At 31.8% G+C, this 15,978-nt stretch carries 17 protein-coding genes; 5 read left to right on the top strand and 12 right to left on the bottom strand.

Annotation, left to right across the window (positions count from 1 at the left end; translation table 11 throughout):
* Positions 1 to 121 precede the first annotated feature (121 nt).
* Positions 122 to 1,621, top strand: coding sequence for a glutamate/gamma-aminobutyrate family transporter YjeM (yjeM, locus tag CN946_RS07500; RefSeq protein WP_286133860.1), 1,500 nt, complete (start codon positions 122 to 124; stop codon positions 1,619 to 1,621).
* Between the two features lie 80 nt (positions 1,622 to 1,701).
* Positions 1,702 to 1,842: a hypothetical protein gene (locus CN946_RS23360; RefSeq protein WP_175403438.1), complete on the top strand. Its 141-nt coding sequence runs from the start codon at positions 1,702 to 1,704 to the stop codon at positions 1,840 to 1,842.
* A 147-nt stretch (positions 1,843 to 1,989) separates the two neighbouring features.
* Here CN946_RS23360 and CN946_RS07495 read toward each other — a convergent pair whose 3' ends face one another.
* Together CN946_RS07495 and CN946_RS07490 are read right to left on the bottom strand one after the other, a co-directional pair.
* Positions 1,990 to 2,502 carry a membrane lipoprotein lipid attachment site-containing protein gene (locus tag CN946_RS07495; RefSeq protein WP_098860575.1) on the bottom strand — a complete coding sequence of 171 codons (513 nt, stop codon included), beginning with the start codon at positions 2,500 to 2,502 and terminating at the stop codon, positions 1,990 to 1,992.
* Positions 2,503 to 2,622: 120 nt separating this feature from the next.
* The gene (locus tag CN946_RS07490) at positions 2,623 to 2,841 is read right to left on the bottom strand and encodes a hypothetical protein (RefSeq protein WP_098860574.1); all 219 of its coding nucleotides are present in this window, start codon (positions 2,839 to 2,841) and stop codon (positions 2,623 to 2,625) included.
* Positions 2,842 to 3,689: 848 nt separating this feature from the next.
* Between CN946_RS07490 and CN946_RS23980 the strand changes: the two genes are divergently transcribed.
* Positions 3,690 to 4,100, top strand: a complete 411-nt coding sequence (locus CN946_RS23980; RefSeq protein ID WP_098860573.1) for a peptidoglycan recognition protein family protein — start codon at positions 3,690 to 3,692, stop codon at positions 4,098 to 4,100.
* Positions 4,101 to 4,138: 38 nt separating this feature from the next.
* Here the strand turns inward: CN946_RS23980 and CN946_RS07480 are convergent, their stop codons facing one another.
* The 7 genes from CN946_RS07480 to CN946_RS07450 all read right to left on the bottom strand — a co-directional run bounded on the left by CN946_RS07480 (position 4,139) and on the right by CN946_RS07450 (position 12,028).
* Positions 4,139 to 4,756: a TetR/AcrR family transcriptional regulator gene (locus CN946_RS07480; RefSeq protein WP_098860572.1), complete on the bottom strand. Its 618-nt coding sequence runs from the start codon at positions 4,754 to 4,756 to the stop codon at positions 4,139 to 4,141.
* Entirely contained in the window at positions 4,710 to 5,978 is a 1,269-nt protein-coding gene (locus CN946_RS07475) for an MFS transporter (protein WP_286133859.1), read from the bottom strand. The genes CN946_RS07480 and CN946_RS07475 overlap by 47 nt, the downstream gene beginning before the upstream one ends.
* Positions 5,979 to 6,625: 647 nt before the next feature.
* A complete protein-coding gene (locus CN946_RS07470; RefSeq protein ID WP_286133857.1) occupies positions 6,626 to 7,900 on the bottom strand; it encodes an ATP-binding protein in 1,275 nt (424 codons plus the stop codon).
* Between the two features lie 182 nt (positions 7,901 to 8,082).
* Positions 8,083 to 9,060, bottom strand: coding sequence for a VanW family protein (locus CN946_RS07465; protein WP_098860571.1), 978 nt, complete (start codon positions 9,058 to 9,060; stop codon positions 8,083 to 8,085).
* 398 nt (positions 9,061 to 9,458) lie between these two features.
* The gene (locus CN946_RS07460; protein ID WP_098860570.1) at positions 9,459 to 10,337 is read right to left on the bottom strand and encodes an aminoglycoside phosphotransferase family protein; all 879 of its coding nucleotides are present in this window, start codon (positions 10,335 to 10,337) and stop codon (positions 9,459 to 9,461) included.
* Between the two features lie 45 nt (positions 10,338 to 10,382).
* The gene (locus CN946_RS07455) at positions 10,383 to 10,832 is read right to left on the bottom strand and encodes a VOC family protein (RefSeq protein WP_098860569.1); all 450 of its coding nucleotides are present in this window, start codon (positions 10,830 to 10,832) and stop codon (positions 10,383 to 10,385) included.
* Positions 10,833 to 10,849: 17 nt separating this feature from the next.
* Positions 10,850 to 12,028, bottom strand: coding sequence for a MalY/PatB family protein (locus tag CN946_RS07450; protein ID WP_098860568.1), 1,179 nt, complete (start codon positions 12,026 to 12,028; stop codon positions 10,850 to 10,852).
* Between the two features lie 316 nt (positions 12,029 to 12,344).
* Between CN946_RS07450 and CN946_RS07445 the strand changes: the two genes are divergently transcribed.
* Positions 12,345 to 12,533, top strand: coding sequence for a hypothetical protein (locus CN946_RS07445; protein ID WP_097978761.1), 189 nt, complete (start codon positions 12,345 to 12,347; stop codon positions 12,531 to 12,533).
* A 105-nt stretch (positions 12,534 to 12,638) separates the two neighbouring features.
* Here CN946_RS07445 and CN946_RS07440 read toward each other — a convergent pair whose 3' ends face one another.
* Entirely contained in the window at positions 12,639 to 13,250 is a 612-nt protein-coding gene (locus CN946_RS07440) for a hypothetical protein (RefSeq protein WP_098860567.1), read from the bottom strand.
* A gap of 403 nt (positions 13,251 to 13,653) precedes the next feature.
* On the opposite strand from CN946_RS07440, the gene CN946_RS07435 reads away from it, so the two are divergent.
* Positions 13,654 to 14,286 (top strand): RraA family protein, encoded by a 633-nt coding sequence (locus CN946_RS07435; protein ID WP_098860566.1) that lies wholly within the window; start codon positions 13,654 to 13,656, stop codon positions 14,284 to 14,286.
* A gap of 84 nt (positions 14,287 to 14,370) precedes the next feature.
* Here CN946_RS07435 and CN946_RS07430 read toward each other — a convergent pair whose 3' ends face one another.
* Positions 14,371 to 14,814, bottom strand: coding sequence for an NUDIX domain-containing protein (locus CN946_RS07430; protein WP_098860565.1), 444 nt, complete (start codon positions 14,812 to 14,814; stop codon positions 14,371 to 14,373).
* Between the two features lie 52 nt (positions 14,815 to 14,866).
* Complete coding sequence (locus CN946_RS07425; protein WP_286133876.1) at positions 14,867 to 15,973, bottom strand: NAD(P)H-dependent flavin oxidoreductase; 1,107 nt, start codon at positions 15,971 to 15,973, stop codon at positions 14,867 to 14,869.
* Positions 15,974 to 15,978: the final 5 nt, after the last annotated feature.

Raw genomic sequence — 15,978 nt, 5'->3', positions numbered from 1 at the left:
ATTCCATATTATTTCTAAAAAATAGTAATACTGGTGCGTTTGTTATGTCCTCATAATTTACCGATTATTGAAGAAAATATTACTATTCAATTATAATCGACTAATTACCTGAGGTGAGATCTTGAATAAAAAACTTTCACTTGTTGGCTTAATTTTAATGGTTTTTACAACTGTATATGGTTTTGGAAATATACCTACAGCCTTTTATTTAATGGGATATAGTGCAATTCCATGGTATTTACTCTCAGCTATTACGTTTTTTATTCCTTTTGCTTTTATGATGGCTGAGTTCGGAGCTGCATATAAGCATTCTGAAGGTGGAATTTATACATGGATGGCAGATTCAGTTGGACCTAAATTCGCTTTTATCGGTACCTTTATGTGGTTCTCTTCTTACGTAATTTATATGGTTAGTGTCTCTTCAAAGGTTTGGATTCCACTATCAACGTTTATTTTTGGTAGTGACAAAACGCAATCCCTATCATTATTTGGACTTTCTTCAACTCAATCGATTGGCTTATTAGCATTACTTTGGATGTTAATTGTGACATATTTCGCTTCAAAGGGTATTGAAAGTATTAGCAAAGTAACAACCATTGGTGGGGTTACTGTTTTCTCATTAAATATTGTGTTGCTAATCACCAGTATCCTTATTTTTATATTTAATGGAGGAAAATTTGCTCAACCAATCAAAATTTTTTCATCAGCTTTTGCTCACTCACCTAATCCAAATTATCTATCTACCCTCGCAATCTTATCATTTGTTGTATTTGCAATCTTTGCATATGGCGGTTTAGAAGCAATTGGTGGATTAGTTGATCAAACGGAAAACGCTGAACGAAATTTTCCGAAGGGGATTACAATTTCAGCAATTATTATTTCAGTAGGATATTCGTTAGGCATTTTTTTAGTAGGGATCTTTATTAACTGGTCAAATGATTTAAGTGCAAGCACCACAAATTTAGGGAACATAACATATGTTCTAATGTACAATTTAGGATTAGAACTTGGAAAAGCTTTTAATTTATCAACACAGACTGCCGATCTAATTGGTATTTGGTTTGCAAGAATTACTGGCTTATCAATGTTTCTTGCATATACTGGTGCTTTTTTCACATTAATTTATGCACCAATAAAAACCATCATTAAAGGCACACCAAAATACTTATGGCCGACAAAATTCTCAGACACAAATGAAAAAGGTATGCCTGTCAATGCAATGTGGGTACAATTCGCAATTGTTTCAATCATTATCGTCCTAACATCCTTTGGGGGTGAAGGAGCATCATCATTTTTTAATAAAATAACTTTAATGACGAATGTTTCAATGACATTACCTTATATATTTTTAGGTATTGCTTATCCAATGTTTAAAAGGAATGATCAAATCGATAAACCATTCCAAATTTTAAAATCAAATTCATCTGCTTTATTTGTAAGCATTCTCGTTATTTTAGTAGTTGGATTTGCAAACTTTTTTACGATCATTCAACCGGCTATTGAAGGTGATTACAACTCAACAATCTGGATGATTGCAGGTCCCATCTTCTTTTCAATATTAGCTTTACTAATTCTTAACCGTTCAAGAAAACATACCCAAAAAGAGAAGAAAATTGCCTAGCAATCTTCCCACTTTTTGTTAATAACAATTTCGAAAGTAAGTTGGAAATATAGCACATACTAAATTTGGAGGTGATATTCATGGGTCACAATCAAAATCCACATGTAAAAAAGAAGAACAAAAATAAAGGGCAACCTACACCAGCTGCAGTTAATTCAGAAGGCTATTTTGCTCCTAGCAAATCAAATACTGAAGCTCTTAATGAAGTTAAAAATTCATAAAGAAAACTCGCCGATTAGCGAGCCGTTAATAGAAGTCAGAGGGCGTAGTTGCACTGACCTCTACGTGGATTTTTCTTCTCCGTTTGCCAAATTATACTTTCTTAATGTGTAAAAAAATGACCGTCATTTGTTTGGCGGTCTCTTTAATTATTTACTCATCGAATCCGCAGTTTTTATTAAATCTCGAATAGTGTATTGTTTACCAGTTTCTTCTGAAAAAAGAAGTGAAATTGAATGATAAAGCCCGTCTTTCTTCCAACGAATTGTTTTTGTATTATCATCATCAGCAACAATCAAAACTTTTGTACCATCTTTTAATTTGGTTGTTTTTAATGGTTGTTGTTCATCTGGGAAGGAAGGTTTTTTATTATGATAAGTGATGACAAACATTGTGACCTCTACTTCTTCATTAGAATAATTAAAAGAGGTAGCATTAATAGCTCCATTTTTTTGATTTTTTTGTACATCCATTGTGACATCCTTTGCTCTAAACGGTATCTTTTCTGGTACAACTAGTTCTTTTTGTACATCTTTAGGTAATTGATCTACTACTTGTTTTATCGTTTTAGGATATTCTTTTTTTAATGATTCAACTGCACCGTTATTATGCGAACAAGCAGTTAAGAAAAGAATTGAGAATAAAAGTATAATTTTTTTCAATCCACATGCCCCCTATTTTTTCAAATCTACCGTTTCACTTAATATCTCTAAATGTCATCATATTAGTCCCAAAACAAATAAAAACTGCCTGTATATACAGGACAGTCTAAAATCCTATTCTTAAGGTTCAACAATTACGATTTTTCCTTTTTGCACATATAGCAATATATCCGCGTTTTCCGTTTCATTTCGGTATGTATAACATGTAAGATCATCAAAACCACCGTGCGAAACATCATGAACTGTATCAACTAATTTGTATTTATTACCTCTAAATTCTATTTTTCTTTCTATTGAAGGCTGCTCCATTAAAATTTGTTCCTTTGATCGAAAATTCATCTAATCACTCCTTTGGTCACCATTAGTATAGCCATATTCTTAGTTTTCAATTTTATCCCCTGTTCCGAATCCAATTACATAACCGTCCAAGTCTCTTACCAAAAACTCCTTCTAAACTCCCAATCAAATTCGCTTAATTTAGGCTCAATAACGATTATGTCTCCATTTGTTTTTAATTCATCAAATAGCAAATTTAATTCATCAAAATTATTAACGTAAGCATACATATTCCAATGAATTTTTGATTTTAGTTTTTTTTACCTCTGTCATTTGGTACCTCCTAAACTCATTCACCATTTTTAGTAAACATTTGCTTCACTTATATGAATTCAATCAATTTAATTGTATACCTTCTTTTAACCTTGAATTGAGGCCATTTTCAACATGATAAAAATTTAATGTTCATAATCTATTATTAGTGACCATTGTAATTCAACAGCTTCATTACTAAAAATCCTTAAAAATATCGATAAGGAGGTTGCTTCATGCCAAGTTGGAAAAATAAATTCATCCTAATTAATCAATTTACAAGATGAGGTCAAAAATTAAATGGAGTTAAAAAACTCGTTATTCATTGGACTGCTAATCCAGGTGCGACTGCTTACGGACATTATAAATATTTTGGTGAGGTTTTACCTGGGCAAAATGCGGAGGCAATTAGTCAAGGGCGAAAACCATCTTATGCTTCGGCACATATTTTTGTGGATCCTAAAGAGGCAATTTGTATCATCCCTTTAAATGAGGTCACATTCCATGCAAATGAAAAATACACTTATGTGAATGGTGTACCATTTCGAGGTGTAGAAGCATAAAAGCCAAATGCCAATTTATTATCGATATCAGTTGAAATGTGTGTTGAAAAGGATAATCGTATTTCAAATACGACAATCAATCGAACAGTTATGGTTGTAAATGATTTATGTTCAATGTTTAATTTAACTCTAAAAGATATAGTGCGTCATTTTGATGTTACTAGAAAACCTTGTCCATACCCATTTGTAAAATATAGCGAGATTTTTAATCATTTCAAAATAAATGTAGGGCATTTATTGAATCACTCATTAAAATATCCCGGGCATGTAATTAAAATAGGAGCTTCAGATATTTATGTTATTACAATTCAACAGCTTTTAGGCATTACGCCAGACGGTCATTTTGGGACACAAACTATAAATGCCGTAAAGCTATTTCAACAACAGATTGGTCTAACACCGGACGGGATTGTTGGTGAAAAGACCTGGAACATGTTAAATAAATAATTTTATTCGGGATGTCAATTTAAAAACATCCCGAATTTTCATTCTAATTCGAGAGCAAATTTTAAAAATTGTATAAACAAAATCGATTGTTCTTTTATCATTATTTCTTCCGCTGAGAGTATTGCATAGTCTAGTGCAAGTCCATCAATAAATGAAACAATCATTCTTGCTAAGATTTCACTATCATACTTTTTACTAAATTCTTTGTTTTTTTGACCTTCTTTTATGACATCAGAAAAGATTTTAATACCATAAAAATATCGTTCTTTCCCATACTTTTTTCTTCTTTCATCATTTCTACCAGTTATGAAAAACTCTAAAGTAACTGGTGCCAAAGGATCCATTCGATCATTTGGCACTCTGCTTTCACCGAACATTCTTAATAAAAGTAATTCCCAATATGAATCAACATGTTGATTCAATAATTTACTAGTTTCTTCAGACACTCTCAATAGTGACTCATATAAAAGTGATTCAAACACTTCTTCTTTATTAGCAAAATATTGATATAATCCACCTCTACTTACATTTGATGCATCCATCACATGCTTCATAGTCGTTCTTTCATACCCATTTTCGATAAACACTTGTTTTGCTGCTTCTAAAATTTTAGTTCGACGTTGCTGTTGGTGCTCCTTGCTGACTTTCGGAGACATCTTTCTTCCCCCGCTCTACTCTATTTTTCGTTAAGAATCCTATTAGTGAGACAAATACTAAAAGTGATGCAGATATAATAAATGTTGGAATGACACCTATCACCGTTGATAGCCATCCACCTAATATAGGTCCAATAATTGTTGCGGTTGTGGTAACACTTCCTATTACGCCAAATACTCTACCAGTTAACTCAACTGGGGTATCGACTTGAACAGATGCCTGGAATGGAACAAATACTAAGCCAGCTGCAAATCCTGCAAACAAACCTAATAATGGTGCCCAAACAATTGAAAAATCGAGATTAAAATGTGTGAATAAAGCCATCATACCAAAACCAAGGCCGATTCCAAAAACCCCAATTAACATTAAATTATAGGCACGATAATTAGTTTTTTTCGCTAAAATTAAACTAGAAAAAAACATTCCTACTCCAGAACCAGTTACTAAATAGCCAAATAAACCTGGTGACGCATGTTTAAGTTCCCTTATTAAAACTATAATTTGCGAATCTGATAACTGCAAGATTAAGAGACTAAAACCTAAAAATAACATACCGACTAAAATTTGAGTATTAGATTTAATAAATGAAACGCCTTCCATAAATTCAGTTTTATAGGAAGATTTAGCTTTATCTTTCACTTTTTCTTCTTTAATCTGCTGGGCAACTTTTGGAAGCAAGAAAATTAAGATTGCAGAGATAATAAATGATACTGAATTAATATAAAATACTGGCGTTGTTCCTGCTGCCGAAACTAGGATCCCACTCAAAATCGGTCCGAAAATTTTTGTAGCTGAGTCAATCATAGCTGTAATTGACATCGCGCTCTTTATTTCTTCATTCGGAACTAGTTCCTTTAACTTACCATTTTTCGCAGGATTAAAAACAGCAGAAAACAATCCAATTGTAAACAAACAAATATAAACCATCCACAGCGTATTTGCTAATGCAAGTAAAATAAATAATCCAGCACGGACAATGTCAGATAAAACCATCAATTGCTTCCTACTAAAACGATCTGCTATCGTTCCCGCAACAGGTCCTAATAAAGCCATCGGAACAGCGAGACATAAAATGATAAATGACACTTCAATTGGCGAAGCATTCCATTTTAACCCTACAAGCGTAATGATCGCGACAATACTTAACCAATCACCAATATTTGAAATCGCTTGAGCAGCCATTAATGTTAAAAAACCTTTATTATTCCTTAGACCCTTCACCTTGCTTAGCCCCCTCGAAACCGACACTAGTGTCGTTTTTATTTAATTATAACGACACCGATGTCGTTTTTCAATTACTTTTTCTGAAAATTAGCTATATTTCCTCGTTTAACTTTATTCAAAAATGGAATTAAAAGTATTAAAATTTTTTGATTGTATTACTTTCACTCATTAGACTGGATTGAAATTGAAAAGGTAATTGGATTGCATATTTTACAGACAAGATTAAATAAAAAGAAAAAAAGATAGAAGCTCTTTTCGAGTTTCTATCTTTTTAGAGATATAATGATGAAATTAATTTACTCCAAACTGGTTTATGAGTAGATTTAGCGCGTAATTTTGATTTTAACTTACTCGTAACTGGCTCATGAGGAACTACACTGACGTTATTTTGTATTTTACTTCCTCATAACATCCTCATGAGGAACTATTCTAGCTTGTTTTTGCATTTTACTTCCTCATAACATCCTCATGAGGAGCTATACTAGCTTATTTTTGAATTTCACTTCCTCATAACATCCTCATGAGGAACTATTCTAGCCTTTTTCTGTATTTTACTTCCTCATAACACCCTCATGAAGAACTATATTAGCTTATTTTTGTATTTTCCTTCTCATAACTAAGTCACGATGAATGAGTAAACTCAATTATTCAAAAGAAAATCCCATAGTTTGATTCTTTTCCCAATTTTGCTTTTTTTGTTTACGTAAACTTGATCTCATTTCGTCGCATACTCGAATGATATCTACTTTTTGTTCACAGTCCCACTCAATTATGATTGAAATATATAACTCATTTAATTGGGCATAAGAGAAGTCATTCGTCGAATCGATTAGTAGCTGTAATTCTTCATTGTTTAAAATTCGATTTAATTTTTTCTTTTGTAAATAATCAGAACGCATTTCTTTTGTTGGTTGTTTAATTTCATATGCTCGATCAAATCTACCGGAGCGGTTCATTAAAGCTGGATCGATTTTCTCAGGATAATTAGTCGTTCCAATTAAAAATAAACCTTCTTTAGAAGTTGCCCCATCGATTGTGTTTAGGAATACTGAGCGAACCGAAGGAGGCATACTGTCAATATCCTCGATAACTAGTACCATTGGCGTTAATTTTAACACTGAACTAAAAACCTCTTTAATTGTGTAACTTGATGTGTATTCAGTAATTTGCCAATATGCAACAGGTGCGTTAATACTACTTGCAATTGATTTTACTAATGTTGTTTTTCCATTTCCTGGATTTCCATATAATAAAAATCCTCGTTTATATGGGATATCATATATTTTAAAGAAATCTCGACCTTCATTAAAGAAATGATCTATTAATCGATAAATTTCTCGTTTTAGTGGTTCTTCTAAAAATACATCTTCTCTACTAACCATTTTGGTAATATTTTCAATTGATGTTTCTACACCATCATCTGTATCTGTATAGACTGTTACATAATTTTTAATATAATCTCGTTTTCTTTTTAGTACGTATTGAAAAAAGGATGAAAGACATGAATCATTTTTAGCAAAAATCAGGTCTCTATTATATTGATTATCCGCTTCAAATATCATCGCTTTCGATAAAGCTACTCCGTAATTCGGATAATAATACAATCCATTTTCAACCCTTGGCTTAATGATCAGTTCCAATTTTTTATCAGTGTGATTCGAAGAAATAGTTTTTGTTTCAAGCTCATTATAAATATGGCTGATTAATTGAACTTCGCTCGATTCTTCTTTAAGATCTTCTTCTAGAATTTCCCAAATTTCATTTGTAGTATCTTCATCTGAATACATTTGAAAATCTACTCCAAAAGTATCAATTAGCTGACTTTGAATAGTTGAAATGATCTTTCCGTAATCGTAGTAATAAGGTAATGTATTTCGTTCCATATCCTTCGAATCAAATAATACATTTATTTTTGTCATGCAATTCTCCTTTGTTTTCAAATCTTTCTTATAATTCTAAATCCTTAGTTTCTATAAGTCTAGTGTTGAAAGATTAGACTTTCATTATTTTTTATCCATAATGATTCTATTTCATAAAAACACAAAAACCCCTCAAGGATTTTTAATTTCCCTTGTGGGGTTTACTTAGTATGTAGTAATTTTTAATCCCCTACAGACTTATGCGGTGGAATTATTTTTCCTTTTCTAGAAGGATTTGAAGAATGTTTGTCATCTTCTGTATTTATTTCTTCTGGTAATCGAGTTGGAGCTATAGGGACATTTCTTACTTCATAATTGATTACATCTGAAGAATGAAGCGTAACAATCATACTTCCGCCATATTGTTTTGCTCGAATTAGAATTGGCTGATTATATTTATTTTGAAAACGGAAGTCTGGTCCATACCAACTAACAGTAGCATCACGTCCAGCTGGTACATATGGAACTCGTCTACTATGGGTATATCTTTCAATAATTTTTAGACCAGCGCGATCTACTGCATTAAATAGAGTAGAGGACACTTGACATATACCTCCTCCTACTCCTTCAGACAATTCACCCCTTACAATGATCGGTGCACGTTTGTATCCCTTTGCTCCACTTCTCTCTCCTACTACCTTATTAAAAGAAAAAACTTCATTTGGGAAAACTACGTAATTATCAATTGCTTTTGCTGCAAGTGAAATATTATGCACCCGACTTTTATTATTCGAATTAAAGTAGGTTACATATTGTCCAATTTGTTGAATCCTTATATGAGCTAATAATTCACTATCGACTTTAGGATAAATATCTAACTCTGGTACTTCAATTTTAAAAGGTCCATTACTATAAAAATATGTAGTAAATTTATCCCTAAACTCTTTTTTATAAAGTCTGTATCCTACCTGTCCTGGTACAATCCTACCTTGTTCATTGATTGTCGCATTTATAGGGTTTCGGTAAATTTGTTGATCAAGTTTTTCAATAAATTGATTAAACTTTTTATCGTTTATCAATGGTGTCCCTGGAAGTGACATGGTAAAATCTTCACGATTAATTACGGCAATCGGATGGCCCTGTTGAATAACAGTTAAGCTGTCAGGAAGTTCAACTGATTGCGTCATTAATAAAAAACTAGCTAGTAAATTTTGGATCATAGTTGTATTTCACCCCAACATTAGTATGAACAAGATTCAATACTTTCATGTTTTTTATTATAGATCATTCACGTATGCTCACCTTTGACATTTTTACCATAAAAATAGAGAAGGACTTTTCGTCTTCTCTAAGCTATTTTTACAGTAAATTGCATGTTTTAATCGATTTTTCAAGTCATTGTTATTATTATTTCTATTAATTTTTGTGGTTTTCATTCTATTTATTCATGATAGGTAGCTTATTTGCAGATTACAAAATTTAATTTGCAGTTTTAACTATTTCATTTGCACTTACATTGATTTACCTGCAGTTTGAGCTATTTTAATTGCACACTCACTGAAGTACCAAGATAAAAAAACGAGTCGCTATTAAAGCAACTCGTAAATATTTCATCCATTTAAGATTTAAAATCATTCATGATGACATTTATCGTATTAAATGATTCTTCTCTTATCGTTGTAGAATAATCTTTATTTGCATTAAATGTAATTAAAGCCTTCCATAGAGCCCAGCCTCTCGCTCTATTCCAAGTATTTTCATCAAAGTTTAAAACCTTTTTAAAAACGTTTCTACTATCAGTATCAAAAAATGTCCATGCCATTGCTGCATCACATGAAGGATCACCTACTCCTAGTATTCCAAAATCAATGACCGCACATAGCTTTCCATTTTTAACAAGTAAGTTTCCAGGCGCAATATCGCCATGCACCCATACTGGTTCATACTCCCATTTGGAACTGAGTGCTGTTTCCCAAATTTCTGATAGTAAATCTTTGTTAAAAAACTCTTTTGTTTGTTCTATTGAATCCCTAGTTTCTTGATCGTAAACAGCTAAGTTTCCACCCCTAAAGAAATTATGCTTTCCTGCAATCGGTCCTCCATTAGCATCAATTGACTGGAATTCTTTTAAAAAGTGACCTAAATCTTTTGCAAATTGACTTAAATCACTTATATTTTCTTTGCTTAAAGATTCTCCGTCAATCCATTCGTTGATTGTCCATGGCCAAGGATAGTCATTACTAGGACTTCCTTTTGCTAATGGTTTTGAAATTTGTAAACTTAGTTTATTCGCTAAAATGGGTAACCATTTAAGCTCTTTTTCAACCTGAGGAACATAGCATTCTGCGCTTGGTAATCTTACACTCATCTTATCCCCTAAATGGAACGTCCTGTTATCGTTTCCACTTAATTCTACAGGCTTTATTTCTAATGGAGTCCAAATTGGAAATTGTTCTTTAATTAATTGTTTTACTAATTCAACATTTATTTTATCCATCTAATCTCCCCATTTTTGCAATCAAACTAATAAATTATTTGTATTTTACTTTTGCGTGATCAATATGAATGTAACGCCGAACTTGTCTGTAACTGTTCCGAATGCGGGACTAAATGGTACTGCTTCTAACGGGGCAATAACATTGCCATCTTGTTGTAATGAATTAAAAATGCGCTTTGTTTTTTCCACGCTATCAATTGAAATATTAATGGTGACTTCTACTTTTCTATTTTGATAATTAGGTGCATTTTGTTGAAAATCATTGTCTATATTCGGATTCGATTGAATCGGGGCATCGAATAACATAAGGTCACTTTCTCCGATTTTTAAAATTGCATTTGCAACACTATTTTTTAATGCTTCTGGACAAGGTATTGGCATATCACCGTAAGTTTGTATATTTACAACTTCTGCTTCAAGTTCTTTTTCATAAAAATAAACTGCTTCTTTAGCATTCCCACTCATAACAATACATGGTGTTATTTTTAACGTCATAAATGCTCTCTCCTTATCTATTTCTTACTAGCTTTTACAGCTTTCTCTAATCGTGTCATAGCTTCTTCTAATGTTTTACGTGTACATGCGTAATTCAATCTCATAAAACCATCACCATTTATTCCAAAACCCCGACCTTCATTTAAACCTAATTTAGCATCATTAATCATAAATTCGTTTAATTGGGTACCTCTTAAGCCTAAACCTCTAAAATCAAGCCACCCTAAGTACGTCGCTTCTGTCACTCTCATTTTTACTTCTGGAATATTTGTTTTTAAGTAATTATGTATAAACTCCGCGTTTCCTTTTAAATAAATCAATAATTCATCAAGCCATTTTTCACCTTCGTTATAAGCTGCTATAACTGCTTCAATTCCGAAAATATTTAAGTTTTCTAAACTTGAACGAGCAATTGCATGAGAAAACTCTGTAAATAAATCTTGATTTGGAATAACAGCAAGTGACGAAAATAAGCCTGCAATATTGAATGTTTTGCTTGGCGACATAAATGTAATACTCATATTTTCTGCATCTTCACTTAATGAATAAAAAGGTATGTGACTACCTTTCTTGTAGACTAAATCAGCATGAATTTCATCAGCTATTACAACAATTTTATTCCTTTTACATATTTCAAATAAACCTGATAATTCCTCTTTCGTCCAGACTCTTCCAACAGGATTTGCAGGGCTACATAGAATAATCATTTTAGTTTTAGAAGAAATTTTATTTTCTAGATCTTCTAAATCCATATAATAATAACCATCTTCTTCAATTAAAGAATTTTCAACGATGTTTCTTCCATTATTTCTAATTGTACTAAAAAATGGAAAGTAAACTGGTGGCTGAATGATGATTTCATCACCAGGTTTTGTGAAAGCATCAATGGCTAAATTTAATGCTGGAACCACACCAGGTATATTTGTTAACCATTCTCTTTTAATCGATGTATTATAACGTTTACTTGCCCAATTCATTGCTGAATCAAAAAATTCTTCAGGTATATGTCCATAACCATAAATAGGATGTTGAGCGCGTTTCGTTATAGCCTCTACAATCCCGGGTGCACATGCAAAATCCATATCGGCAACCCATAAAGGTAGTACATCCGTACATCCAAATACTCGATCAACTGAGTCCCACTTTGTACTATTTGTATTTTTTCTATTATGTTCTTCATTAAAGTTAAAGTTCATTTTTAATCCCCCACCATTTTCTAATCATTTATGAATAAGACTTGACTACTTCTATTCCAGTATATAGGTAATCCATAGTATTTTCGTAATCATAATTTATATCCAAATTATACTATTCCGCTAGAAAATTCAAATTTAAATGTTAATTTAAAATGAAATGCCCGGCCAAGAACAACACTTTATTAAAATGGTGGGGTTTGTAAGAATTTCTAGCTTCAATCTTTCATTAGATGTCTATCTATTTCAAAAATCGATCTATTTTTTTCATAAAGCTAGTAAATAATAATTAACATCTAAATGTGAAGGAGGAACTGTAATGAAAAAAGAAGATGAATACACTGATGATATGAATCAAATATTAGAAATTATCAATGCAAAAGGTGATACTGGTGAATTACTTGAAATTGTAGACAAGTATAAACAAGCTGAAAATCCAGAATGTAATCATGACATTTTTTATCAAGAACTAAGAGTAATTGCTGAGGATAGTGCGAAAGAAGATTAAATACAGTAGGTTAAATGAGTAGTGGAACGATAGTAGTTCCACTACTTTTTACTATTATTACAAATCGAACTATACTTACAATCTATATATGTATTACCGATATATTTATAAACTATATTCTTCAGTTGGAATTTTTCCTTTTAAAATATCATATTCAGCTTTCATTTCACCAAACTTTTGAGGATTCCCATGGTCTGGTGCATAATCAGGATGCCAAAGTTTTGTATATTCCCTCATCTGCTTTTTCCAAACTTCAGCACTATCATTCGGATTGAAATACTTGAAATTATGTTTTTTATTTTTTTTGATTGAAGTAGAGTAATTTCTTAAATACTCTTCCCAAACTCTAGCCCAATCAACTATTTTCTTTTTATATTCTTTTGCTTTCTCAGCATTTTTCCTTTTTTCTTCTGTCTTCCAATCTTCCATTCTTTGACTAAAATCTTTAATACCTTGTTTGGAGTTTCGCCATCTTTGCTCTGCATCTCTTATTTCTTGATCTGTAATATCTTCAAATAAATTTTCATCGTTAAGAACTTCATTAAGATTTTCTTCATTTTCTTTTGAATTTATATGTAGGTCATACATTTCTTCTATCATTTTTTCGATTAATTCTGCACTAGTTTTCCCTGTAAGTTGGGATAGCTTTTCCAGTTTTTCAGTAGATTCTATTTGAACCTTGTGTGTTAAATAGACGTATTTAGTTTTGTTTCTCAAGCACCTCAACTCCTTAATTAAAGGTTACTATACAAGGATATCTCTATATATTAAAAAATGAAGTCAATCATGTTACATTCTTAAGCATACTCTTAATTTAATTAGGGCTGGTCTAAAAATAGCCTAATGTAAAATATTAATAATGTAGTGAAACTTAATGGAATGTATTTTCTTTATAAAATGTGTATGATAGTATCTTGATTTTCACTTCAATCAGATCCTTATTTACATGATGTTTAAATTCAAGATGTTTAAAGATTACTCTATTTTTTATTATCAACTTATTTTATTCGATATTAATTTATTGCAACCTTTCTTAATTCAATAATTATTTTTTATCAAGCTTAATAATTTTTTCGAAATTCTCACGAGAGCAAATTATTTATATAATTTCATTAAATAAATGATTTATAAGGGAGCGATTATTATTTTTAATCAATTTAAAAATATACCAACAACTTGTATTTCAGATGTAATGGATGGTCTAAATAATATGGATCCATCCATAAAGCCTTTAAAAGAAGAATATCGATTTGCAGGAAGAGCATTGACTGTTAAAATCCCTGTTGGTGATAACTTGGCTGTATTAAAGGCAATTCGTGAAGCAAATCCAGGAGATGTCATCGTAATCGATGCAAAAGGGGATCGATACCGGGCAATTGCAGGAGACTTTGTTGTTGGAATGGCACAAACAATGGGTGTTAATGCAATAGTTGTTGATGGGGTAATCCGAGATATAAGTGGTATTAAAAAATTAAATTTCCCGGTATTCTGTAAAGGAACTACCGTAGCTGCAAGTGGAAAAATTGGAGTAGGTGATATTAATATTCCAATATCTTGTGGAGGTACATCAGTTAACCCAGGTGATATCATTGTTGGTGATGCAGATGGTGTAGTTGTAATCCCTCAATCGGAAGCAAAAACGATTCTAGAAAAATCATTAGATAAAATAAAAAAAGATGAACAAAGAGAAGAACAAGTATCTGGTAATATTGAAGCTATTAAATCGTATATTGATCGTATGCTTTTAAAGTAACAAAAGAATAAATTATTTACCTCTAAAAAAAAAGGTTCTCAATATAGGTTTTCAAATAAACCTATTAGAACCTTTTTTTCTTGGCTAAAATTTTAATTTTTTCAACTGACTTTTTATAAAAGGATCAATATCCTCAGGCAATTGACTTAAATGAAAGAATTCCGCTTTAATTGATTGATTTTGATCTGGACAAATTTCATTTTCGAAATCTGTACAAATATAACCAATTGCTACTGTATGATATTCGTCTCCACTTCCCTCAACTTTATTTATAAATTCTGCTCCGGAATATACACCAATTAATGATAAAGAATTTACCTTAAGTCCGAGCTCTTCGAGAACAGTTCGCTTAATACATTCTTCAACCGATTCATTTAATTGTAAAATCCCACCTGGTATCCCCCAATTGCCTCCTCCGTATTGATGAAGTAAGATTTCACCTTCAGAATTTAGGATAGCAACGCTTGGACGTACAATAATTAAAGGGGCATTTCCAATCTTTTCTCTCATACCTTCACAATAATTCATAAAGCCTCCTAATCTAAAATATTAGTACCAACTAATTTTCATAGCATTCAATTCAATTTTTTCCAATACCTTGAATTAGTTTTTTAGCTTCATCCATTATTTCATTTATTAAGTTTTCTACCGATTCCTTTTTAGCTAATCTAGGACTTTGTCCCGACCAGAGTGACATAAACTCTTTATTATTTTGTACAGAGGATGCTTTTCTCATCGTTTGGGTAATCGTATTTTGAACGGGAAACTGTGGTAATTCAGCTTCGTATTTTTTCATTTCCTTAATAAACTTATTTTCGATTCCTCTTGCCCATTTCCCTGAAAATGCACAGGTCAAAACTAACTGGTCTTCAGTAGAATTTAGAATAGCATTCTTATGTACTTCATGTGCCCCACTTTCAATACAGGTTAGAAAAGCTGTACCCATTTGAACAGCTTTCGCCCCTAAACAAAGAGACGCCATTAAGCCTCTTCCGTCCATAATTCCACCTGCTGCAATTACTGGAATACTAACCTGATCAACTACTTGAGGTATTAGCGACATTAATCCAATTAAACTTTCCTCATGATCGTTTAAGAAATTACCCCGATGTCCACCTGCTTCACTACCTTGTACGACAATTAGATCCATTCCTGACTTCTCAATTTCAATTGCTTCATTTACAGTAGTTGCTGTTCCAATCAAAATAATATTATGAAGTTTTAACTCTTTTATCATTTCCTTTGAAGGTATACCGAATGTAAATGAACAAATCGGAACACCTTCTTCAATGATCACTTTTATTTGTTCGTGAAATGCATCATTGAAAGAATTAAAATTTTGAACTTGTATACGATCATTTTGTTTTATATTTAAATCCTCATTGAAAGGTTGTAATAAATCATTGGATTTTGAAATTTCATTTTCGTTTACAATAAAATCATTTGGGACAAATAAATTAATTCCAAAATTTTTATTCGTTAACGTTTTTATTTCTCTAATTTGTTCACGTATTTGTGATGGAGTCATATAGCCTGCTCCGATTGTACCTAAAGCTCCACAATTTGATACTTCAGCTACAAAATCTGAAGTAGTGATTCCCCCAGCCATCGGAGCCTGAATAATTGGATATTCTATATTTAAAAGTTCAGTTATTTGATTTTTAAACATTATTTCACCTCTATTAATTTTAA

Source organism: Bacillus sp. AFS053548 (assembly GCF_002575105.1).
Lineage (GTDB): Bacteria > Bacillota > Bacilli > Bacillales > Bacillaceae_G > Gottfriedia.
This window is presented reverse-complemented; position numbering and strand designations above follow the sequence as displayed.